This window comes from Kistimonas scapharcae (genome assembly GCF_039540975.1).
Taxonomy (GTDB): domain Bacteria; phylum Pseudomonadota; class Gammaproteobacteria; order Pseudomonadales; family Endozoicomonadaceae; genus Kistimonas; species Kistimonas scapharcae.
Genome location: NZ_BAABFL010000459.1, coordinates 1 through 23,876 on the forward strand (window position 1 = coordinate 1; position 23,876 = coordinate 23,876).

General features: G+C 51.7%; 22 protein-coding genes. 2 read left to right on the forward strand and 20 right to left on the reverse strand.

Features of this window, described 5'->3' with window-relative positions; all coding sequences use genetic code 11:
• Positions 1 to 191: 191 nt before the first annotated feature.
• The 10 genes from sthA to ABD892_RS20935 form a co-directional block, all read right to left on the reverse strand.
• Positions 192 to 1,586 carry a Si-specific NAD(P)(+) transhydrogenase gene (gene sthA, locus ABD892_RS20890; protein ID WP_345198067.1) on the reverse strand — a complete coding sequence of 465 codons (1,395 nt, stop codon included), beginning with the start codon at positions 1,584 to 1,586 and terminating at the stop codon, positions 192 to 194.
• 72 nt (positions 1,587 to 1,658) lie between these two features.
• A complete protein-coding gene (gene nqrM, locus ABD892_RS20895; RefSeq protein WP_345198068.1) occupies positions 1,659 to 1,883 on the reverse strand; it encodes a (Na+)-NQR maturation NqrM in 225 nt (74 codons plus the stop codon).
• A gap of 48 nt (positions 1,884 to 1,931) precedes the next feature.
• Complete coding sequence (locus ABD892_RS20900; protein WP_345198069.1) at positions 1,932 to 3,029, reverse strand: FAD:protein FMN transferase; 1,098 nt, start codon at positions 3,027 to 3,029, stop codon at positions 1,932 to 1,934.
• A gap of 149 nt (positions 3,030 to 3,178) precedes the next feature.
• Positions 3,179 to 4,411 carry an NADH:ubiquinone reductase (Na(+)-transporting) subunit F gene (gene nqrF / locus ABD892_RS20905; protein WP_345198070.1) on the reverse strand — a complete coding sequence of 411 codons (1,233 nt, stop codon included), beginning with the start codon at positions 4,409 to 4,411 and terminating at the stop codon, positions 3,179 to 3,181.
• Between the two features lie 15 nt (positions 4,412 to 4,426).
• Positions 4,427 to 5,026, reverse strand: coding sequence for an NADH:ubiquinone reductase (Na(+)-transporting) subunit E (gene nqrE / locus ABD892_RS20910; protein ID WP_345198071.1), 600 nt, complete (start codon positions 5,024 to 5,026; stop codon positions 4,427 to 4,429).
• A gap of 2 nt (positions 5,027 to 5,028) precedes the next feature.
• Positions 5,029 to 5,691, reverse strand: a complete 663-nt coding sequence (locus ABD892_RS20915) for an NADH:ubiquinone reductase (Na(+)-transporting) subunit D (protein ID WP_345198072.1) — start codon at positions 5,689 to 5,691, stop codon at positions 5,029 to 5,031.
• A 1-nt stretch (position 5,692) separates the two neighbouring features.
• Positions 5,693 to 6,481 (reverse strand): Na(+)-translocating NADH-quinone reductase subunit C, encoded by a 789-nt coding sequence (locus tag ABD892_RS20920; RefSeq protein WP_345198074.1) that lies wholly within the window; start codon positions 6,479 to 6,481, stop codon positions 5,693 to 5,695.
• Positions 6,474 to 7,679, reverse strand: coding sequence for an NADH:ubiquinone reductase (Na(+)-transporting) subunit B (locus ABD892_RS20925; RefSeq protein ID WP_345198075.1), 1,206 nt, complete (start codon positions 7,677 to 7,679; stop codon positions 6,474 to 6,476). The genes ABD892_RS20920 and ABD892_RS20925 overlap by 8 nt, the downstream gene beginning before the upstream one ends.
• Before the next feature lie 2 nt (positions 7,680 to 7,681).
• On the reverse strand, positions 7,682 to 9,013 hold the full coding sequence (locus tag ABD892_RS20930; RefSeq protein WP_345198076.1) for a Na(+)-translocating NADH-quinone reductase subunit A: 1,332 nt from the start codon (positions 9,011 to 9,013) through the stop codon (positions 7,682 to 7,684).
• Between the two features lie 489 nt (positions 9,014 to 9,502).
• Positions 9,503 to 10,939 (reverse strand): glyceraldehyde-3-phosphate dehydrogenase, encoded by a 1,437-nt coding sequence (locus tag ABD892_RS20935; RefSeq protein ID WP_425559323.1) that lies wholly within the window; start codon positions 10,937 to 10,939, stop codon positions 9,503 to 9,505.
• 307 nt (positions 10,940 to 11,246) lie between these two features.
• Here ABD892_RS20935 and mfd point away from each other — a divergent pair, with 307 nt between their 5' ends.
• Positions 11,247 to 14,696, forward strand: a complete 3,450-nt coding sequence (mfd, locus tag ABD892_RS20940; protein ID WP_345198077.1) for a transcription-repair coupling factor — start codon at positions 11,247 to 11,249, stop codon at positions 14,694 to 14,696.
• Between the two features lie 58 nt (positions 14,697 to 14,754).
• Positions 14,755 to 15,681 carry a CsiV family protein gene (locus ABD892_RS20945; RefSeq protein ID WP_345198078.1) on the forward strand — a complete coding sequence of 309 codons (927 nt, stop codon included), beginning with the start codon at positions 14,755 to 14,757 and terminating at the stop codon, positions 15,679 to 15,681.
• Between the two features lie 41 nt (positions 15,682 to 15,722).
• On the opposite strand, the gene ABD892_RS20950 is transcribed toward ABD892_RS20945, so the two are convergent.
• The 10 genes from ABD892_RS20950 to ABD892_RS20995 all read right to left on the reverse strand — a co-directional run bounded on the left by ABD892_RS20950 (position 15,723) and on the right by ABD892_RS20995 (position 23,856).
• On the reverse strand, positions 15,723 to 16,163 hold the full coding sequence (locus tag ABD892_RS20950; protein ID WP_345198079.1) for an ATP-binding protein: 441 nt from the start codon (positions 16,161 to 16,163) through the stop codon (positions 15,723 to 15,725).
• A 30-nt stretch (positions 16,164 to 16,193) separates the two neighbouring features.
• Positions 16,194 to 16,523, reverse strand: a complete 330-nt coding sequence (locus tag ABD892_RS20955) for an STAS domain-containing protein (protein WP_345198080.1) — start codon at positions 16,521 to 16,523, stop codon at positions 16,194 to 16,196.
• Positions 16,524 to 16,552: 29 nt separating this feature from the next.
• Positions 16,553 to 17,746, reverse strand: a complete 1,194-nt coding sequence (locus tag ABD892_RS20960) for a PP2C family protein-serine/threonine phosphatase (RefSeq protein ID WP_345198082.1) — start codon at positions 17,744 to 17,746, stop codon at positions 16,553 to 16,555.
• Positions 17,747 to 17,904: 158 nt separating this feature from the next.
• On the reverse strand, positions 17,905 to 18,648 hold the full coding sequence (locus ABD892_RS20965; RefSeq protein WP_345198083.1) for an S-methyl-5'-thioinosine phosphorylase: 744 nt from the start codon (positions 18,646 to 18,648) through the stop codon (positions 17,905 to 17,907).
• Positions 18,645 to 19,778, reverse strand: coding sequence for a mechanosensitive ion channel family protein (locus tag ABD892_RS20970; protein WP_345198084.1), 1,134 nt, complete (start codon positions 19,776 to 19,778; stop codon positions 18,645 to 18,647). The genes ABD892_RS20965 and ABD892_RS20970 overlap by 4 nt, the downstream gene beginning before the upstream one ends.
• Positions 19,769 to 20,803: a beta-N-acetylhexosaminidase gene (nagZ, locus tag ABD892_RS20975; protein ID WP_345198085.1), complete on the reverse strand. Its 1,035-nt coding sequence runs from the start codon at positions 20,801 to 20,803 to the stop codon at positions 19,769 to 19,771. Before nagZ ends, ABD892_RS20970 begins: the two co-directional genes overlap by 10 nt.
• Positions 20,804 to 20,818: 15 nt before the next feature.
• Positions 20,819 to 21,298, reverse strand: a complete 480-nt coding sequence (locus ABD892_RS20980) for a L,D-transpeptidase family protein (protein WP_345198086.1) — start codon at positions 21,296 to 21,298, stop codon at positions 20,819 to 20,821.
• A 55-nt stretch (positions 21,299 to 21,353) separates the two neighbouring features.
• Positions 21,354 to 21,986 carry a TetR/AcrR family transcriptional regulator gene (locus ABD892_RS20985; RefSeq protein WP_345198087.1) on the reverse strand — a complete coding sequence of 211 codons (633 nt, stop codon included), beginning with the start codon at positions 21,984 to 21,986 and terminating at the stop codon, positions 21,354 to 21,356.
• 385 nt (positions 21,987 to 22,371) lie between these two features.
• Positions 22,372 to 23,070 (reverse strand): tail fiber assembly protein, encoded by a 699-nt coding sequence (locus tag ABD892_RS20990; protein ID WP_345198088.1) that lies wholly within the window; start codon positions 23,068 to 23,070, stop codon positions 22,372 to 22,374.
• 9 nt (positions 23,071 to 23,079) lie between these two features.
• Positions 23,080 to 23,856 carry a hypothetical protein gene (locus ABD892_RS20995; RefSeq protein ID WP_345198089.1) on the reverse strand — a complete coding sequence of 259 codons (777 nt, stop codon included), beginning with the start codon at positions 23,854 to 23,856 and terminating at the stop codon, positions 23,080 to 23,082.
• Between the last annotated feature and the right edge of the window lie 20 nt (positions 23,857 to 23,876).

Genomic DNA, 23,876 nt, shown 5'->3' on the forward strand with positions numbered 1-23,876 from the left:
ATTCCGAGACTGGCAAATATTATCGAATACGCCTCATGCTGGCTGCCATGTGGTCTGCACAGGAGTTTTTGAGTACTTACTCATAATCCTCTTCGAAACATACGCCGCATAGGGAAAACCAATGAACGATCGAGGCTAAAAATGCGCCTAGCCTGCCTATTCATCAATTTCCCCTTACTATGACAAAATGCTCAAAAAACTCTGTTCATTCCATCCAATGCAGCAACCCGGTAGGCTTCGGCCATTGTGGGGTAGTTAAAGGTCGTATTCAGGAAATACTTGAGGCTGTTGACCTCATTCGGCTGCTCCATAATGGCCTGGCCGATATGGACAATCTCCGCCGCCTGGTCACCAAAACAGTGAATACCCAAGATCTCCAGGGTTTCCCGGTGGAAGAGTATTTTCAGCATACCTGCAGTTTCACCGGTAATTTGCGCCCTTGCCAGTCGAGAGAAAAAGGCTTTACCGACTTCATAAGGAACAGCGGCCTCTGTTAACTCTTCTTCGGTTTTACCCAGCGAGCTGATCTCGGGAATGGTATAGATACCGGCCGGTACCGAACTCACAAACAGTGGAGGCTCATCACCCTTGATATTATTAGCCGCAAAGCGCCCCTGGTCATAGGACGCACTGGCCAAACTCGGCCAGCCAATGACATCTCCTGCCGCATAGACATTTTCAACGTCCGTCTGGTAATACTCATTGACGCTCAGCTGTCCACGGCTGTTGGCTTCCAGACCAATATTCTCAAGCCCCAGGTTCTTGGTATTACCACTGCGGCCATTCGCCCATAACAACGCGTTCGCTTTAATCTTTTTGCCCGACTTAAGATGCATGACCACACCGTCATCCGTGCCTTCGATTTTCTGGTATTCCTCGTTATGTCGGATAATCACATTGTTTTTCCTGAGGTGATAACTCAGGGCATCCGAAATTTCGTTATCCAGGAAGGACAGGAGCCGGTCACGGGTATCAACCAGGTCAACCAGCACGCCAAGACTGGAAAATATGGACGCGTATTCACAACCGATAACACCCGCACCATAGATAATAATCCGGCGCGGCGTGTGATTGAGTTGCAGAATCGTGTCACTGTCATAAATACGGGGATGCGTGAAGTCTACATCAGCCGGACGATACGGCCGTGAACCTGTGGCAATGATGATATGGCGTGCAGAAAGATGCTCGACATTTCCACCATTTTCCACCACTTCAATAGTGTTCTCATCCACAAAACAGCCCATACCGAAATAGAGATCAATGCGGTTACGTGCATAATACTGGGTGCGGGATTTGACCTGTTTCTGAATAACCTCATGGGCACTTTTCAGCACATTCGGGAAACTGAACCACCGAGGTTCACCGATTTCCCGGAACATGGGGTTATTGTTAAAGCTATAAATCTGTTTAACGGAGTGACGGAGTGTTTTGGAAGGAATGGTGCCGAGATGGGTACAGTTGCCGCCAACGGTCGGCATCTGCTCAACAACCGCGACACGTTTACCCAGCTTGACTGCGTTAAAAGCCGCCCCTTCGCCGGCCGGCCCGCTGCCAAGTACGACAACATCATAATTGCTCACACCCATCAAGGCACTCCAATGATCTGGTTAACGGCGGTGATCAAACCGCCTGATTATTATCAGGTCCAGCGCGGCCGCTTATGACGACTTCTTACCGGCATCGTAAAACAGGGATTCGGCATTATCTGGCAGCTTGTCTGCCGCCTTATCGCCACCGCCACAAATCGGGCAGTCCTCCTTCAGGCCCAGGCTCCCCAAACCACCACATGACCCCTTAATCGGCTTATTGGCAAAAATCACACCGATCGACATGGCGAGTATGATGAGCATCAGCAGGGCAAATGTCAGGAGCATAACGGTCATTGCATATCACCCAAATTAAACGTTAGTCGTACAACTGATCGCAAACGGTTATTGCACCAAGTATGGCAGAAAGGCCGTACTGGCGACCGACTCAAAGCCCTTACCCGTATGATAGATAAAGTAAGCCGCCAGGCCCTCTTTTTCGGCCAGCGACAATCCTTTTTCTTCCCCCAGGATCATAAACATCGTGGCATAGGCATCTGCTGTGGCGGTATCGTCAGCCACTACAGCGACAGAAGCAAGACGGTGTTTCTCTGGGTACCCGGTGCGCGCATCAATCAAATGGGAGTAATGTACGCCATCCTGCTCGTAGTAATTCAGGTAATCCCCTGAGGTGGCAATCCCCTTGTTATCGGCTTCTATGATGCCATCTGCCTGTTCCGTCAGCAATTCCGGCTGCCGGATGGCGATTCGCCAGGCCTGCCCATCTGGCTTATGCCCGCGAATCCGGACCTCACCGCCGACTTCAACCATATAATCCGTAATACCCTCTGCCTCGAGCGCCCTGGCAGCCTGGTCAACACCATAACCCTTGGCTATCGAAGAAAGGTCGACAAAGACGGGCTTTAGGCGGGTCAGGGTGTGCTGATTATGATCAACGGCCACGCTGTCATACCCGACAGCCTTCATGGCATCCTGGACTTTATCTGCAGGCGGTACATGTGAAGCGCCACTCTCTGCCAACCACTGGATAAACGCAGGATCATCTTTTGTGGGGTCCAGTGATGCGACTGTCGCCTTATTACCGGCACCAAAGCCCCATAGATTCACCAGTGGCCCGACCGTCACATCATAAGCACCACCCGACATGTGGGAGATTTTCTGACTTTCACGGATCAAGGCCGCCAGATCAGCACTGGCGGTAAACGGCTGATCTACGGGATGCCGGTTAAATCGCATCAATTCAGAATCCGGCTTATAAGTCGACATGCGATCATCAACATCCTGCAGGGCTCGATGCACCTGCTTGCCAATAACATCCTCAGAAGGAGCCGAGTTATCGGCAACATACTTGATGTTGTAGGTCGTACCCATGGTCTTACCATGGAGGGCATGGATGGAGGGTCTTGTCGACTGATAATAGACCGCTGCAGCCAATACCAGGGGGGCAATCAGCACCAGGGTCAAGGGGAAACGCTTAGGCAAGGAACCATATCCTGAGTGTGAATCAAGGCACGGATTCTACCGTGATACCACTGGCGTTACCATGCGAGTTTCCGATGAGCACCTTCTCAGTTGTGATTCATCAGACATAAAAAAGCCCGGAAATACCGGGCTTTTTTCTTCAACGCCTATCAGCCGCCGAAGTCATCGAGAAGGATATTATCCCGCTCTACACCAAGATCTTCCAGCATCTTGATAACAGCGGCGTTCATCATGGGCGGTCCACACATATAGAACTCGCAGTCTTCAGGTGCCGGGTGATCCTTCAGGTAGTTTTCATACAACACGTTATGAATAAACCCGGTGAGACCATTCCAGTTGTCTTCCGGTTGCGGATCAGAGAGGGCCAAATGCCAGTTAAAGTTGTCGTTCTCTGCCGCCAGCTGGTCATATTCTTCGTTATAGAAGGATTCACGCATGGAGCGCGCACCATACCAGAACGAAATCTTACGCTTGGAGCTGAGACGTTTGAGCTGGTCAAAGATATGGGAACGCATCGGCGCCATACCCGCACCACCACCAACAAAGACCATCTCAGCATCGGTATCCTTGGCGAAGAACTCACCAAATGGTCCGTAAACAGTGATCTTGTCGCCCGGCTTCAGGTTGAAGACATAGGACGACATCTGCCCCGGCGGTACATCCATTCCCGGCGGCGGAGATGCGATCCGGATGTTGAACTTCAGAATGCCCTTCTCTTCCGGATAGTTCGCCATGGAGTAGGCACGAATAACGGTGTCGTTAACCTTGGACTTATACTGCCAGAGGTTAAACTTATCCCAGTCACCCTTGTACTCTTCAGGAATGTCGAAGTTCTTGTAGTCAACTTCATGGGCAGGCGCCTCAAGCTGCACGTAACCACCGGCGCGGAAGTCAACATTCTCACCTTCAGGCAGCTTCAGCGTGAGTTCCTTGATAAACGTCGCAACGTTATCGTTGGAAACAACTTCACACTCCCACTTCTGAACGCCGAAGAATTCTTCAGGCACCTCAATCTGCATGTTCTGCTTGACTGGTACCTGACAGGACAGACGCCAGCCTTCGTTCAGTTCACGACGGGTGAAGTGAGGCTCTTCCGTCGGAAGTGCCGAACCACCGCCATCGCTGACCTGGCACTTGCACTGAGCACAGGTACCACCGCCACCACAGGCAGATGAGAGGAAAATCCCCTGCCCCGCCAGAGTTTGCAGCAGTTTACCACCGGCCTGCGCCGTAATGGTTTTGGTGGGATCGCCGTTGATTTCAATGGTCACGTCACCGGTGCTGACCAGCCTCGAACGGGCGGCGAGGATAATCGCCACCAGGCTCAGCACGATGAGCGTGAACATCACGACACCCAGTATAATGATCTGCGTATCACTCATGTTCTTTCCCCCCCCTTACAACTGGACACCGGAGAAGGACATGAAGCCAAGCGACATCAGTCCTACGGTAATGAATGTGATGCCCAGCCCCCGGAGCCCCGGAGGTACGTCGCTGTATTTCAGCTTCTCACGGATACCGGCCAGTGCCACGATGGCCAACGCCCAACCGGTACCAGCGCCCAAGCCGTAGACGACACTGTCACCAAAACTGTAGTCCCGCTCCACCATGAACAGGGAAGCACCCAGAATGGCGCAGTTCACCGTGATCAAAGGCAGGAAAACACCGAGTGCGTTGTACAGTGCAGGTACATAACGATCCAGAAACATTTCCAGAATCTGAACGATGGCGGCGATAACACCGATGTAGGTGATATAACCGAGGAACGTCAGGTCAACGCCCTCTACGATCGCGCCTTCTTTCAGCACATGGGTAAAAATCAGGTTATTGACCGGTACAGTAATTGCCAGTACCACGATAACCGCAACACCGAGACCAAATGCGGTCTGAATCTTCTTGGACACAGCCAGGAAGGTACACATGCCCAGGAAGAACGCCAAGGCCATGTTCTCAACGAACACTGCCTTGACGAACAGGCTAAGATAATGCTCTACCATGATCAGTGCGCCTCCTTAGCCGTCGTGTGCGCCGCCATCTTGTATTCAGGTGCCTCAACCTGCTCCGTTTTCCAGGCGCGCAATGCCCAGATCAACAGACCGATCAGGAAGAAGGCGCTAGGTGCCAGCAACATCAAGCCATTAGGCAGATACCAGCCACCATTGTTAACCAGCGGCAGGACTTCAAAGCCAAACAGCTTGCCGGAACCCAGAAGTTCACGGAAGAAACCAACAACCAGCAGTACTGCTCCGTAACCAAGACCGTTACCAATACCATCCAAGAAGGACATGCCCGGAGGATTCTTCATCGCATAGGCTTCAGCACGGCCCATCACGATACAGTTGGTAATGATCAGACCCACAAACACCGACAACTGCTTGCTGATTTCGTAGGCGTAGGCTTTCAAAACCTGGTCGACCACGATAACCAGCGACGCAATGATCGTCATCTGGGCGATGATCCGGATGCTGTTCGGAATCTGATTCCGGATCAGCGATACAAACAGGTTGGAAAAGGCCGTTACGAAGATTACGGCAATTGCCATAACCAGGCTGACCTTCATACTGGTCGTTACCGCCAGCGCGGAACAGATACCCAGTATCTGCAACGCGATGGGGTTGTTGTTGAATATGGGCGTCAGGATGACGTCTTTCTTTTCACTCATCTTACGACTCCCCCTTCTTCAGATTGTTGAGGAACGGGCCAAAGCCATTCTTGCCAAGCCAGAACTTGACCAGGTTATCGACACCACGGCTGGTCAGAGTCGCACCGGAAAGACCATCCACCTTATGCTTGGCATCAGACGCTGATGGATCAACGGCACCCTTGACGACGGTAATATCAATATTGCCTTTGTCATCAAAGACTTCTTTACCGATCCAGAGCCCTTTCCAGCGAGGATTATCAACCTCACCACCCAGGCCGGGTGTTTCAGCATGCTGATAGAAACCAAAGCCAGCGACTGTATTGAGATCACTCTCCAGCGCCAGAAAGCCATGCAGGGTTGACCACAGACCATAACCACGTACAGGCAGAATGACCGTTTCCAGTTTGCCATTCTTCTCAACAACGTAGATCTTGGCTGTCTTCTCCAGACGCTTGATCAGCGCCTTGTCCTGATCGGCAGGCAACGCATTGGACATCGCAGGATCCTTGGAGGCCGCCTGCTGGTTAAATGTGTCGACATCCAGTTTGGTGTCAAATTTGCCGGTTTCGAGATCCACAAGCTTCGGAGTGATCTTGCTGAACTCTTCCTGGATTTCCTGACGGCTCAGCGCCTTGGGATCGGCCACCAGCCCCGAGATCGCAAGAATATTCTGCTGAACATCCAGCACCTTGTTCTCGTTCTGCCGGGACTTCAACGCAACCGCCGCACCAGACACCAGCACCGAACACACGAGCGACAGTGTGATGGTGACCAGCAGCGTCTTTTTAATTGTGTCGTTATTAGCCATTGACGCGTGCCTCCCGACGTTTGATGTTGGCCTGCACCACAAAATGATCAAGCAACGGTGCAAACAGGTTGGCAAACAGAATTGCCAGCATCATGCCTTCCGGGAAGGCCGGGTTGGCGACACGGATCAGAATGACCATCACACCAATCAGGGCACCAAACAACCAGCGCCCGGTATGGGTCATGGCTGCGGAGACCGGGTCAGTGGTCATAAAGATCAGACCAAAGGCAAAACCACCCAGTACGAAGTGCCAGTACCAGGGCATGGCGAACATCGGATTGGTATCAGAGCCGATCACATTAAACAGTGTGCTCATGGCAATCATGCCCAGTATGGTTCCGGCAACAATCCGCCATGACGCGATACCCATGGCAATCATGACCGCACCACCCAGCAGGATGGCCAGCGTGGAGGTCTCACCGATAGAGCCCTGAATGTTGCCGTAGAACGCATCAAACCAGGTAATACCGTGGCTCATGATGTTTTCAACACCACCGTCAGCGCCCAGGCTCAGTGCAGTCGCACCACTGAAACCGTCGACGACGGTCCATACCGCGTCGCCGGACATCTGTGCAGGATATGCAAAAAACAGGAACGCACGACCTGTCAGCGCCGGGTTCAGGAAGTTCTTACCGGTACCACCGAAGACTTCCTTACCAATCACCACACCAAAGCTGATACCCAGGGCAACCTGCCACAGCGGGATGGTCGGCGGTACAGTCAATGCAAACAGAATGGAAGTAACGAAGAAACCCTCGTTAATCTCATGCTTACGCACGGTGGCAAACAGGACTTCCCAGAAGCCACCCACCATAAACGTGACCAGGTAAACCGGCAGGAAGTAAGCCGCCCCGTAGATCATGTTGTCCCAGATACTGGACGGATCATGACCCGCAAACAGGCTGATCAACCAACCATGCCAGTCAGACGGTGCAGACAAACCACCCTGAATGGCCATGTTCGCCTGATAACCCAGGTTCCACATGCCATAAAACATGGCGGGAAACGCACAGGCCCAGACGGTGATCATGATACGCTTCAGGTCAATCCCGTCACGCACATGTGATGTGGTATGGGTGACGGACGGCGGACTGTAAAAGACGGTATCAACCGCTTCATACAGCGGATACCATTTTTCGTACTTGCCCCCTTTCTCAAACAGAGGCGCGACGGAATCAAGAACTTTTCGCAACCCCATGGTCACCCCTCTTTCTCGATGGTGGTCAGATTATCACGCAGGATCGGACCGAACTCATACTTGCCCGGGCATACATAGGTGCACAGGGCCAGATCTTCTTCATCCAACTCCAATACACCCAGCTTCTGGGCCGTTTCAGTATCGCCGACAATAATGGAGCGCAGCAGCTGAGTCGGCAGCACATCCAGCGGCATCACCTTTTCATATGCACCAACAGGCAACATGGCACGCTCGCTGCCGTTCGTGGTTGTGCTGAACGGGAACAGCTTCTTCATGAAACGGGATACATAGATTGGCATCACCGAAAAGCGATCAGAACCTGGCACAATGTAATGCAGCAATGGACGCTCACGGCCTTCGCGCAATACGGTCAGCTGGTTGCTGTAGCGCCCCAGGTAGGCATAAGGGCCGCTGGCCGTAAAACCACCAAAGACAGAGCCAGAAATCACACGATTCTCATCGGTCAGCAACTCACCTGCGGTCAGCTCTTCCGTGCTGGCACCCAGACGGATCCGGATCAGACGTGGTTTTTCCACCTGAGGACCGGACAGTGCAACCACACGTTCGACAAACAGGCGACCTGTCACAAACAGTTTGCCGACAGCAATCACATCCTGATAACCAATGTGCCAGACCATCTTGTTGGCGCCGACGGGCTCGAGGAAATGAATATGGGTTCCTGCCAAACCTGCCGGGTGAGGGCCGGAAAACTCTTCAACCTGTGCGGGACCCGTCGGCATAACTGCCCCCGGGGCCTTGCAAAGATAAAGTTTGCCATCCGTTAGCTTGCTGAGCACCTTCAGCCCCTGCTCGAAGGCTTCGGCCTGCTCGGCAATGATCACTTCCGGATTGGCCGAAAGCGGATTGGTATCCATAGCCGTCACAAACAGCGCGACCGGTGCAGTACCCGGTACCGGGACCTTGCTGTAAGGACGGGTACGCAATGCGGTCCACAAGCCGGATTGCACCAGATTCGTCTGCACCTGTTCCCTGGTCAGACCGTCAAGATCTGCAGGTGCATACTGGGAGAAAGTCTCCTCTCCCTCGCCGTCAACATCAATGACCAGTGACTGGAAGACGCGCTTTTCACCTCGGTGAATCGCAGCGACGACACCACTCGCCGGAGATGTATAACGGACATCGGTATTTTTCTTATCAGTAAAAAGCAGTTGCCCCAGGTTTACCCGGTCTCCGACTGCGACCGCCATAGTGGGTTTCATTCCCACATAGTCAGAGCCGAGCACCGCAACGGAACGCACATGACGTTCCTCAGCAATGGTCTGCTCTGGCGATCCCGTTATCGGTAGATCCAGGCCCCGTTTTATGTTGATCATACGTTTCGCCTAACCGGTTGCATGCAAGGTGAAGGAAAACCTTTCTCCAGGTGACTGGCAGGACGGAAGCTTGATTTTGATGTTATATCCGCCCCGTGCAGGCCTGTGCCCGTTCTAATTTCACTTTCAGGTATAGGGGGAGTCTACGGTTTGAAGTAACAGCGACCGCCTAGTTAACGATCGGTCATTCCGAATAGTGTTCCCCTGAAATCCCAAGGGCGAATTATAATGACCGTTATGCTAATATGCCATACAGATTTGCTCCTCATATAGCTGGTAATGCCATTAAGCCGACATTCCCTGTACAGCATTTTTTCTGAAACGCGCATTTCCGCATTGACCAATCAACGCCAGCAACACACGTTGCCACCAATCACGATTTAACACATTGAAGTAAAGCAGAAAAAATCAGGATGGAAGCCAACCTGCTGGCAGTGACTGTGTTTTCACCACCAGCAGGCTGGGTTAAGCAGGAATAATCCGATGGAATCAGCTGTGCGGGAACACAGGATACATGACACCCGCCATATGCTGCAGGATTCGATTTACCTGACAGCTGTAGCCGAATTCATTGTCATACCAGACATACAACACACAGCGATCACCATCAACGATGGTCGCCTCTGCATCCACAATACCGGCATAACGAGAACCGACGAAATCACTGGAAACCACTTCAAGCGATTTGACGTAATCAATCTGCTTTTGCAGATCCGAGTACAGGGAACATTCCCGCAGATAATCGTTGAGTTCATCAACAGTCGTGCTGCTTTTCAAGTTCAGATTCAGGATCGCCAGAGAAACATTCGGCGTCGGCACCCGAATCGCATTACCGGTCAGCTTGCCCTTAAGCTCGGGAATAGCCTTGGCAACCGCTTTCGCTGCTCCCGTCTCAGTCACCACCATATTCAGGGCTGCGGCACGACCTCGGCGATCGCCCTTGTGGTAGTTATCAATGAGATTTTGGTCGTTGGTATAGGCATGCACCGTCTCAACGTGACCATTCTCAATGCCATATTTATCCAGCAGCGCTTTCAGGATTGGCGTGATAGCGTTAGTCGTGCAGGATGCCGCTGAAACAATCCGGTCATCGGTACTGATCAGATCATGATTCACACCGTAAACGATGTTCTTCATCTCTCCCTTACCAGGCGCTGTCAGAACCACGCGAGACACACCGGGACATTTCAAATGCAGGCCCAGCCCCTCTTCATCACGCCATTTTCCGGTGTTATCAACCACAATAGCGTTATTGATCCCGTACTGGGTGTAATCAATGGAATCCGGTGAATTGGAATAGATAACCTGAATACGTACGCCATTCGCAATGATACACTGATTCTCTTCATCAATACTGAGCGTACCACGGAAGGAACCGTGTACCGAATCACGACGCAGAAGACTGGTCCGCTTGGCCAGATCATTCTCGGCACCGCCATTACGTACAACGATCGCGCGAAGGTTAAGCCCCGCACCGCCACCCGCACGCTCAATCAGAATACGTGCCATCAGGCGACCAATACGGCCAAAGCCGTACAGCACAACGTCCTGACCACTTTCAGATTCAGGCTGCTCGCCCCCCAGAACCTCTTTCAGCTCATCACGCAGAAAATCATTCAGTTCCGCAAACTGATCCTGCGATTTGAATTTCATGGCCAGCTTGCCAATATCAATACGGGACGGGCCCAGCTTTAATGTCGCCAGCTGCTCCAGCACCGGCAGGGTTTCACGGACAGAGAGGCCATTCTGCTCAACCTGGCGGACAAAACGGTGAGCCTTGATGATATCAATAACAGAACGGTTAATAATCGGGCGGCCAAAAAGAGAGGTTACAACGTTATGATCCCTGTACAGTTTGCCAACCAGTGGAATCATGGACTCGGCCATGGCTTCACGTTCTTTCCAGTCGGCGAAACTATCAAGCATTTTCTCTTGAGTCACTCTGTTACCTGCATTCTCTAGCGAGACAACCAGGAAGCGCCCGGGAAACACCCTGTTCGCCCATGGCTGTTGTTTATCGGCCCCGACCCGGCCCATGATACAACGACCCCCTGGCACCGACTCGGGTTAGCGCGCCGCCATTATCGCGATTCGGGTTACACTTCGCAACACATTCACCGTGCGGAAACGTCTTTTTCTGTTCTTTTTTGTTTGCTTTCAGTGCAGGAGGACGGGGTTTTCCCTTCCTGCTAGAATCGGCACTTTAATTGAATCCAGCCGTTACAGGATGTTCATGACACAGTTCACTTTCCCGCTTCCGGTCAAACCCGGCGACAAGCAGGTCTGGGGCGACGCTCAAGGGGCGGCATTATCGCTCGCAGTCGCCGATGCAGCCCAGCGACATACCGGTTTCAGCCTGATCATCACGCCAGACCAGGAACAGGCCGAACGCCTGCGCAGGGAACTTGATTTTTTCATCGATCCCACCCAGCAGCTTGACTTGCTGACCTACCCTGACTGGGAAACCCTGCCTTACGACACCTTTTCCCCCCATCAGGATATTATTTCCCAACGTCTCCGCACCCTGCACAAACTGCCGCGAACCACCCGAGGCATCCTGATCGTAGCAGCCAGCACCCTGCTGCACAAAACGCCTCCCACCACCTTTTTGGAAGGACACAGCCTGGTACTGGCAGCAGGTGACGCATTCGATCGAGAAAAACAGCGACACATTCTGGCAAGCGCAGGATACCACTGTGTCGATACGGTTTATGAACACGGCGATTACGCCATGCGTGGATCCATCATCGATATCTTTCCCATGGGCAGTAACACCCCCTTCCGGATTGACCTGTTCGATGATGAGATTGATACCTTAAGGACCTTTGATCCGGAAACCCAGCGCTCTATTGAACAGGTCGAGCGTATTAATCTGCTGCCGGCCCGGGAATACCCGCTCACACCGGACGCCATCTCCCACTTCAAACAGGCGTTCCGCAGTCGCTTCGATGTCGATTACCGTGAGTGCCCCCTCTATTTGGATCTGAGCCGTGGCCTGGCATCGCCGGGAGCCGAGTACTATCTTTCCCTGTTCTTCACCAAAACTGCTTCCCTGTTTGACTACCTGCCGGATAACACACTTCTGATCACCACCGGTGATATCAAGCCGGCAGTGGCCCATTTCAGGGATGACCTGAACAGTCGTTACGATAACCGGAAAGTGGATCCTTCACGCCCGATCCTCCCACCAGCCGAGATTTTTCTCGCTGATGAAGAACTGTTCCGGCAGTGCAAGGCACTCCCTAGAATCCAACTGGAACATGGGCCAGTCACCAATAAGGCAGGCCACTACGACTTACCTGTCCGCACTGTACCGAGCGTCGAAATTGACCACAAATCCAGCGAGCCTCTCGCCGCACTGCAAGCCCTGATGTCTGATGCCAGCCGCGTGCTTCTATGTGCGGAATCCGCAGGTCGGCGCGAAAACCTGACTGAACTTCTGAACCGCCATGACATCAACCCTGCTGCAACAAGCGGCTGGCATGATTTTGTATCATCCGGTACCCCGCTCGCCATCACCACAGCCCCAATTGATTCTCCACTATGGCTGGATAAAGACAACACCCTGCTATTAACAGAAACCCAACTACTGGGCGGCCAGGTCATGCAACGCCGACGCCGCAAACGTGCAACCGATGAAACCGATCTGGCCATTCGCAATCTCGGCGAACTCAGCCTTGGCGCGCCGGTTGTTCACCTAGATCACGGCATTGGACGTTATCGGGGATTGCAAACCATTGATCTCAACAACCAGCCCCAGGAATTCCTGACCATTGAGTATGCGGACGAAGCCAAGCTTTATGTCCCGGTATCATCTCTCCACCTGGTATCCCGCTACAGTGGCGCCGATGACGAACTGGCCCCTATCAGCCGCCTCGGCACAGAACAGTGGAGTAAGGCTCGCCAGAAAGCCGCAGAAAAAGCCCGCGATGCAGCCGCTGAATTACTGGATATCTATGCCCGCCGGGAAGCCCAGTCCGGTTTTGCCTGCAGCGACCCCGGCGCAGATTATCAGATCTTTGCCTCAGCCTTTCCTTTTGAGGAAACACCGGACCAGGAAGCCTCCATTCAGGCAGTAGTTCGGGACATGATGGCCGATCGCCCGATGGATCGCCTGATCTGCGGTGACGTGGGTTTTGGCAAAACCGAAGTCGCCATGCGAGCCGCCTTTATGGCTGTACACAACAGCCGTCAGGTCGCCGTACTCGTACCCACCACATTATTAGCTCAACAGCACTTCGAAAGCTTCAGGGATCGCTTTGCTGACTGGCCGGTCAAAGTGGAAGTCATGTCCCGCTTCAAGACGGCCAAGCAAATCAGTGAATTGAAAAATGGCCTCGCAGAAGGCGCCATCGATATCATCATAGGCACCCATAAGCTGCTACAGGAAGACACTACCTTCAAAAATCTCGGGTTACTGATCATTGATGAAGAACACCGCTTTGGTGTCAGACAGAAAGAAAAACTCAAGTCACTCCGGTCTGAAGTGGACATTCTGACACTTACGGCCACACCCATTCCGCGAACCCTCAACATGGCCATGGCGAATATGCGTGATCTGAGCATCATTGCAACGCCTCCAGCACGCAGACTTGCCGTCAAAACCTTTGTCAGAGAAGCCGACAGCATACTGATCAAGGAAGCCATACTCAGGGAACTGCTGCGTGGCGGCCAGGTCTACTATCTGCATAACGAAGTCAAAAGCATTGAAAAGGTTGCGGGCGATCTTCAGGACATGCTCCCTGAAGCCCGGGTCGCCATTGGCCACGGCCAAATGCGGGAGCGGGAGCTGGAGCAGGTCATGCAGGATTTCTACCACAAGCGCCACAACGTCCTTGTCTGCACAACGATCATTGAGACCGGGATTGACATCCCCAGCGCTAATACCATCATCATTGATCGCGCCGACAAATTTGGCCTGGCCCAGCTGCACCAGCTTCGTGGTCGGGTCGGTCGCTCGCACCACCAGGCTTACGCTTATCTCATGACACCCAGTCGCAGAAGTATGACAGCAGATGCGGTCAAACGACTGGAAGCCATTGAGCAGGCCGGCGATCTGGGCATGGGCTTTACCCTGGCCACCCATGACATGGAAATCAGGGGTGCCGGTGAACTACTGGGCGACGAACAGTCCGGCCAAATCCAAACCGTCGGGTTTACCCTCTACATGGAGATGCTGGAACGTGCCGTCGATGATATCCGTCACGGCCGAACACCAGACCCGGAGAAACCGCTGGCCACCCACACCGATATCAACCTCCGCCTACCGGCACTCATCCCGGATGACTATATTCCTGACGTTCATACCCGTCTGGTCCTCTATAAACGGATAGCTTCAGCCTCAAACAGTACAACACTGAGAGAGCTGCAGGTGGAGATGATTGACCGGTTTGGATTGCTGCCAAACCCCGTCAAATACCTGTTCCGGGTGACTGAACTCAAGTTGCTGGCACAGAAGCTGGGGATTGACCGAATCGATACCGGCGAAAAAGCCGGCACCATTGATTTTTCAACGACGCCTAACGTTGACCCAATGAAATTGGTCAGGATGGTTCAGCGCGAACCTCAACGTTATCGCCTGCAGGGCGCTTCAACCCTGAAATACACAACATCTATGGAAACGGTTGAGCAACGCCTGCAAATCACACAAAATCTGCTGGAAGAGCTCTCGCTGTCTGCCTGACAGTGAGAGCTACTGGCAATAAACGTTAGACACTATCAAATAAAGTGACATCGCCATAATGATGATACTGCGTACACTCTTGCTGACCAGTCTGCTGCTCGCTCTCGTTACAGGTGGTACAGGTGCCAGCGCCAACACCGACAAACAGACCTCTTCAAGCGATGAAGAAGACTGGTACCAGGTTGATGTTCTGGTAATCAGCCGTCTGGATAAGGCCATGGATTCTGCGGAGCGCTGGCCGTCTGTCGCCGAACACCGCTTTCCACTGAATGCAGTGAAGCTTTATACCGTCGAACAACTGACAGTAGGCAAAGAATTCCTGCCAACACAAACACAGGCGACTTACCAGCGAAACAGTCCGTCTTCAATGGATGACGCAACCTATTCAGGCTCCGCCAAACGCATCCCGCTTGATAGAAAGCCCAATATCGCCACACAACCACTAATACTACTCCCCCCCAACCTGGGACAACTCAACAGTGAAGCCGGCTCTATCAGACGCAGCCGCGATTATCGCCTGCTCTACCAGGCCAGCTGGCGCATACCTCTACAACCGGATAGTGAACCGACTCACATTTACATCGAAGCCGGCCAAAAAGTGGGGAATGATAGTGAGCTGGAAGGGATCATAACACTTTCTGCACGCCGCTTTGTCCACGCAGCGCCTCAGCTCTGGTTGAATCGCCTGAACCCAATCCTGCCAATGGATAAGTTGCTGCTGACCAATCAGCTGCTGGCATCGCCTACAAACGATAAGTTATTGATGGCATCTGCCAGTACTGGCAGCTTGGCGATGCCAATAGACAGCCATTACACTGGTAACCTACTGATGGCAGAAACTCGCCGGTTGAAATTAAATACAATTAATTACTTTGATAGCCCATCCTTGGCCGTTTTGATCTCTATTACACCTTACGAAAAACCCAAGAAACTAAAACCGAGTAGTACTGCAGACACGCAGATCTTAAAAAGTAAGGGGGCTTAATTACGATAGAAATTTAATTTATAAAGATGAGATTAACAGCGCTAACTGAGCTTTTTACTCATATAAAAACTGTTTTTGCCATCCGATGAAATATAACTGACATCGTCCATTAATTGCTCAACGATGTTAAGACCCCGGCCGCTGCAACTCCAACTCTCAGGATCTGCAGCGGTCAGATTCTGCATATCTGACACACCACCACTCTGAACAGATTCCATGGCCTGCCCCCAGTCACTGACCACAATCTCTAGCTCACCAATATCGAGATTAATCATGACTTCTACAGTATTCCCAGATACACCGCTGTAAGCATGCTCAATCGCATTATTGGTGATTTCAACGACACAGAGCTCGACACGGTTGACTTCTTCGGCGGTTAAACCCGTCATCGCGCAAAGGCCACGTATCGCCATGGCGACGAGAACAGTATCTTCCAGTCGGCTATCAATGAGCAGTTGTATTGTCTGGGTTCGCGGTTCCATGCAAACCTGCCTTTTCCCTTGATTTAATACTTACGCGTTCAGTGCTTCATCAACAGTAGCATAGATTTTAAAAATACGATCCATACACGTCAGGTCAAAGAGATCACTGACCGCTTTCTGAGGCCCGGCCAGCTTGACGCTGCCGTTAGATCCGACTTGTTTGAGCGCTGCTACGACCGCCCCAAGCCCACTACTATCCATAAAACTGACGCCTGAAATATCAATCACAAAATTCATGCTGCCGGCATCAATCAAATCGACCATGAAATCCTTAAATCCTCCGGCAAGGCTCGCATCCAGGCGACTTTCCTCTACCGTAACAACGGTTGTATCGCCCTCCTGCCTGGTTTTATACCCCATACTCCAGCTCCTTTATTAACCCTTCTCCGTCAGGGCTTCCATTCCACCACCAGATAGGTGACATCGTCCTCAAACTGATCGTTACCCTGCCAAACTTCAATCTGATTCTGAATCACCTCAATCATGTCCTTCATCGGCAAGGTCTGTGATTCTTTCAGCAGGTTTTTGAGCTTGTTTTTGCCAAACATTTCACCCTGGCTGTTTTCGCATTCAATAATGCCATCAGAGTAAAGGAATAACCGGTCACCGGGTGACAACTGCATCTGCTGGGAGTCATAAGCCATGCCCGGGATCATGCCAACAGGTACTCCGCCTCCCTCTACGAAATGCGCATCACTGGTTGCAGGCCGCATCCACATAGCTGGTGGGTGTCCGGCATGACTGATAGTCACCTTACCGGTTGGCGTATGGATGACACCGTAGACCATGGTGAAATACAGCATACTTTCTACCGACGTCTGGAAACGGTCATTAAGACGACTCACCACTTCATGGGGTTCCAGGATGCGATAGTATGGCGCATCAACGGTTTCTTCTCGGAGCAGGGATGTCTTGCTGGATGTATCCCCCATCAGGTTATTTAGAGTAAACGAGAACAGCGCCGATGGAATGCCGTGCCCCGCTACATCCAGCTGATAAAACGCGACATGTTCATCGCTAAGAGCAAAGTAACCGAACATATCACCGCCAATGATTTTGCTGGGCTTGAAGAACCAGTCAAAACTGACGGAATCAATAGTTGTCGGTTGCACTAGGAGCTCTGCCTGGGTATTGGCGGCGGATTCAAGGTCTTTTTTGATTGTCTCAAAGGCCTTGGCCAGCTCTTCGTTACGCTCTTCAAGCTTACGTTCAAGCTCTATGATACGAAGCCCCGCCTTTAGACGTGCTTCCAGCTCACGAAAATTGACAGGTTTATGCAGGAAATCATCGGCCCCAATACTCATACCCTGCACTACCGCATCATGATCCTGGTTGCCGGTTAGCAATATAAAGTAAACATAATGCCCGAGATCCTGATCGCGAATCGCCTTGCACAGCTCAATGCCATCCATTTCCGGCATCATCCAATCACTGATCACGACACGAATCTGAGGATTTTTTTCAAGGCAGGTTAGCGCTTCACGGCCATCTTCCGCTTCGTGAGCAGTATGACCCAGCTTGCGTATGAAGGTGGACAACAGGAGGCGTTGATCCCTGGCATCTTCGGCAATCAGAATATCCATATACTTCGCCGACTCCGAATGTTGGCTATTACCGGTATCAAGCCTGCCACCACCTCCTGTAGCAGCAGGCTCAAGAATGCATTAAAACACTGTCAGTATAGCATTCGATAGGCCGACAAATTTACGTCAATTCGTTGTTTTCATCGCTAAAAAAACGCTTAACGGATTAAAACAAGTGATGCCTCGATTAACTGCCTGACTTTCTGCATGCCTTCTACCAGCACCTGACGTATGCCATCGATGGTAATCTCACCATCCGCCTTACCAGCAGCCCGATTCACCACAAGGCAGATCGAGGCATAAGACAATCCAAGCTCCCTAGCCAATGCAGCCTCCGGCATACCAGTCATACCGGTCAAATCACAACCATCGCGTTCCATCCGCCGGATTTCAGCCGCCGTTTCCAGTCTTGGCCCATTGAAACAGCCATAAACCCCGCCCTGTCTGATATTCAGCCCTACTTGAATCGCCCCCTGAATCAGCGACTGCCGCAGCTTTTCATCATAGGGCATGGTGAAATCGATATGGTTTGTCACCTCAAAATCATCACTGAAAAAGGTGTGCTCACGATTTGAGGTGTAATCAATGATCTGGTCCGGAATACAAATGACTCCGCCGCACATGCCCTCCGTGATCCCTCCGACCGCATTAACAGCAATAATCCGATCAACACCCAGCAGCTCCAACGCCTGAATATTGGCGCGGTAGTTAATCTTATGCGGCGGCAGGGAATGATCCTGTGCATGGCGGGCCAAAAACACTATCTCATGACCATGGAAGTCCCCGATCAACACTGGTGCCGACACAGCCCCCCAACATGTTTCGAGAACCTCCTCTCGCTGGATGTTTAACCCGTCCAGATCTGTTAATCCGGTACCACCAATAATCGCTGTCATACTCATGATGCATCACCTTCAACAGAGCCTTCTGGCGTATCAGCCTGGACGCTCATAGGCAAAGGATCAGGAATATCCAGCGTAGTGGTAGGAAAGGCGATATCAGCACCATGGGAATGAATAATGGCCATAATTCTCAACAGCACATTTTCCTTGATCTGTTCAAACATGACCCAGTCGGTCGTCTTGGTGAAACAGTAGATAAAGAAATCAAGGGACGATCCGCCGAAACGGGTAAAGTTGACCATCAATGTTCTGTCTTTGGCGATTTCAGGATTATTGGCAAGATAATCCCTGATATCGTCCAAAATCTGAATGATACAGTGTGCATCCCGATAGCGAATCCCGATGACTTCATTGATTCTCCGGTTACGCATACGTGATGGGTTTTCGACCGAAATACTGCTGAATGTTGCATTGGGCACATAGAGAGGTCGTTGATCGAATGTCCGTATGCGAGTCTGACGCCAGCCTATGTACTCAACCACACCTTCGATATTCTTATCCGGAGACCGGATCCAATCCCCGACCTTGAACGGCCTATCCAGGTAAATCATGAAGCCACCGAAAAAGTTTGCCAGCATATCTTTTGCCGCAAACCCTACTGCCAGCCCGCCAACCCCACCAAAGGCCAGCAATCCGGAAATACTGAAACCACGGGTCTGCATGGCTACCAGCACTGCGGATATGATGACTACGGCTTTCAGCAGTTTGCTCAACGCTTGGGCCGTCGTTTGATCAAGGTGCCGGGCATTGGATGTACTTGACAGAATTTTCCGTTCCACTTCACGAATAAAGCGAATACAGAACCAGCTTACAACCCCAATGACGATCAGATCCCTGATTGAATCAATCGCCTTGAAGATAGCCGCACCGGTCTCATTCTGAGCGACATCACCGGCAAAAGAGATACCCGCCACCCAGATAATGAGCAACACCGGGGTCCTCAAAGCCAGAATGAACGCATCATCCCACAGCGTGGTGGTTCGGGAAAAACCAGCCTCCAGTCGCTTCAACACTATCTGCATTAACCCATGTGCAGCAAGCGTTGCCAGCAGAATCAAACCGATGTGGAAAATCCAGCCATCACGATCCTGTATGAACCGAAACAGCGCCTCGTAATCAATCACCGCCATAATCCTTCTTTGACCAATGCCTCAAGCTGTTTCCGACAAACTTGGCGCCGCTCAGATTCTATTAAGATATTTAAATCAACCGCCTGAGTTGCTCTTAGTCTGGATAATCGTAGAGAGGCCTCTCTTGGTTCACGTTCAAGCCAGTCTAACACCTCCTGGGCACCATCTGGGTTATTGCAGACCAACACCATATCACAACCCGCTTTCAGGGCAGCTTCAGCTCTTGCGGGAAAACCACCAGAAATACTGGCTGCGGCCATATTAAGGCAGTCACTGAATATGACACCTTCAAACCCTAACTGCTCTCGTAAAACGCTTTGCAACCAATAAGACGAAAATCCGGCAGGCACATTATCAAAAGCAGTAAACGCCACATGGGCAGGCATCATTGCCTCAATACCTTGCACGATGATCGCTTTGAATATGCCGAGGTCTGGTTCAAGCTCTTCAAGCGTTCGCGTATCTCTGGGCAATGCGATATGGGAATCCGCAGAAACACCGCCATGTCCAGGGAAATGCTTGCCCGTGGCGGCCATGCCCACCTCACGCATCCCTTGGATAAAAGCACTCGCCAGCGGAATAACGAACTCAGGAACAGCACCAAACGACCGATCGCTAATAACACGGGACAGCCCCCGATCAATATCCAGTACTGGCGCCAGAGAAATATCAATATCAAAAGCCCGGACTTCGCTGGCCATAAGCCAACCGCAATCTCTGACAAGTTCGAGTACACCCTGCTGATCAGTTGACTGATACAACTGACCAAGCACACCCAAAGGTGGTAAGCGCGTAAACGGCTCTCCACGAAAACGCTGGACCCTTCCCCCCTCCTGGTCAACGGCTATCAGTAAATCCGGCCTGATCGCACGAATGGCCGCAACCAGCTGCCGCAACTGATCAGCATCCTGGTAATTCCGTGAAAAAAGAATCACCCCACCCACTGACACATTGGACAACCGTTCAATTTCAACACTGTCAGGATGAAGGCCTTTCAGGTCCAGCATCAGGACGCCCTGTGCCATGGGAATACTCCAGTATCAGTTTTCAAGAATGGTGACAGGCATACCCGGTGAAGTCCGGGGAAACAAATCAAGAATATCGCGATTATGCATGCGAATGCAGCCACGGGAACCGGGTTGACCCATTTCGGCAGTATCCGGAGAACCGTGAATATAAATATACCGACGCATGGTATCAACACTACCGTGCCGGTTAAAGCCAGGCTCAAGACCACTGAGCCAGAGAATACGGGTCAAGATCCAATCCCTGCGCTCTGGATTCTGGGCTCTTAATTCAGGACTGTAGACTTCACCCGTGAAACGACGACCCACCAGAACTGCATTCTCGGGAAGGCCTTCACCTATTCGCGCACGGATAATGTGTTTTCCCAACGGCGTTTGATAACTCCCATTCTTCTGGCCAACCCCTTTGGCGCCGGAAGAGATGGAATACACACGCTTACCCTCGGGGGTATAAAGAACAAGTTCCTGAGATGCGATATGAATAGTGATATGCATAAGTAACCGATGAATACGAGTAATGGTCAACCATCACAGTATTACCGGTTACGACCTATGAATCTAGCTGGGCGCGCATGGCTGCCGCAAGGAAGGGTTCCATCCGGTGGAGGGTTTGCTCAATGGTGGCCTTTTCTCCATATTCATAGTCAGCAATAGCCTTGAGGGCTTCAAAACCCGACATGGAGAAAATCACTGTCCCCATCATGAAGTGGATTCGCCAGAACAGTTCATTACGCGGCAAAGCGGGTGAGGCTGCAACAACCAGCTTCAGATAGCCGGAAAGCACGTCGCCATAGATATCCTGCAAATAACGCCGCAAATGCCCCTGTGTTTCAGTGAACGCCAACGCCAGCAGCCGCATAAATACCGCCAGATCTTTCTCCCCACGAGGCTTTGTCGCAAGAATCTGATCAACCAGCAGACGGAGCAGCTCTTCCAGTGAAGGTTCTTTGTCTTTGGGGATTTTGGCGACTTCTTCCGCCAACCGGGCACAGAAGGGATCCAGAAATCGGGTAAACACAGCCTGTATCAAGGCTTTCTTGGAACCAAAGTGGTAATTGACAGCCGCAAGGTTCACGCCAGCCTTACTGGTGATTGTCCGTAGCGATGTCTCCGCAAACCCCTTTTCTGCAAACAGGTATTCTGCGGCATCCAGTATTCGATCTACAGTATCTGACTGTGCCATAACATCTTATTTTTTATGCAATAAACAAACGACCGTTTGAAACGATCGTATGTCTAGAGCCTTTTGTCAAGGAATTCAGATCATTACACGAAAATTTGTAGCCACGCGCATGAAATGAGATTTTTGTTCGCATGGTTTGGGACTTTCTGAAAATCCCATTTTATGCGGACGTTTTTGCACTTTCGGCTTCTTTCCCTCCCCAAAAAAATCTCATTTCATGCGAACACTTTTAAAAAAATCCCATTTCATGCGAACACTTTTTGCCGTTTTGAATCCATGAAATGAGATTTTTTACCCTTACGTTCCTTTTACCTGTGTGGATAACTACGACGTTCAACCATAAAAAAACCGGCCTTAAAGACCGGTTTAAATACCATTAAAGCCATTAATCAGGCACGACTATAGCCTCCACCTCCTCAACGGTTGCCGCCGCCTTGATCGCTTGGCGCAGTGTACGGGCCTGCCGGTTTACCGGGGTAGTCAGGCCGTCGTACTGGCGGATGTTCTCCAGGATCTTGGCCAGCAGTGCCTCACGGGTCTCACCTGAGTCCATTATCAGTGCATCTATATAAGGTGTCGGTGTGGTGTTATCCGCCTCCCACATCTTCGCTTCATAGCGCTGGATCGGCCAACTGTCCCGCTCGCCTTCCGGGTAAAGGTAACGCAGCGGTGTCAGCTGCCTGTCTGCCCAGGCATTAACGTCCTGCAACTTAGCTGCTTTGGTACCTTCCAGCTGTTTCGCAGTATGGGTTACCCAACTTTGCGTGGCGTCATTCCATTCATCGTAAGGTGTTGCTGGTGCTAGTCGTGTCAGATCTGTCGGCAATTCGCCCAACTCTATATGTTCGACTGGCTGGCCATCGGCCTTGCTGTATACAGTACCGGTGTAATCCGCTACCAACTCCCAGTCATCGAAGGTCGTGTTTACCAATACCACTTGATGACCATCCGGTATCGGCGGCGCAAATGGCAGCGTATCTGCTGGCGCTGCTGACTGATTCACGGGATCCAGCAACGCCGCAGGAACTGGACAAGGGCCTGTGTAATGACGAGTCTGTCGGTTATAGCCATAACGCTTATCCATGGGCGCACCTCATTTATATGTATAGGTAGGTAAAATTGCGACAGAGACCGGCCGATTTTCGTTAGCAGTAGGGACAACCAACGAAGCATCAAAATCAATTTTCGTTGCCCAACCCGTGGCACCTCCTGACAATCCCCCAAATGCTTTGTGCGTGCCGGATCGGAGAGCCCCTTGACCAACAGGTTCATTTGTTGGAAACAAGCCTTCTGCAGACCCATCCAGTGATCCAGTAATATTCCTGATCGCATCACTCTGCCACGCACCTGGAAGATTGCCTCCAGTCCGGCTGTTTCGATCCGGATCATACAACCCCGTCAGATCAAGAAACCGCGGAAATACACCGGTTACCAGATTCCCCGGCCGGAAGGTTGTCGAGCCATCACCAGAGCTGTAAAACGCCTCCATCCCTGACTGTTGCCACTGGGCATCGGTCACCATGCAGCCACTGCCTTCTATATAGCTCCACCATTCCGGATAATCCGCCCGGTTTAGGAGCTGTCCCATGGGTACAATCTCATTGGGCGCCAGCGTCGGCAGGTTAGCCGGATCCACAATCCGAAGGTTGAGCTTCCCGACATCCTGCCGCGCCGCCATACTCAGGATGGCCGTCAGCAGCTGATCACTCTTATTTTTGTCCAGATTCTCCTCACCGATCACACTGACCAGCTCTTCCTGGATCGCGTTGAGCCACGACTCGGTCACCATGGTGGCCTGCACACCCGCCACCGGATCCCCCTCGGTGAAACGTTTGTCGATGGTGGCGCCTGGCCCGTCGATTCTGTGCATCCTGTTCTCCCTCTTCGGCC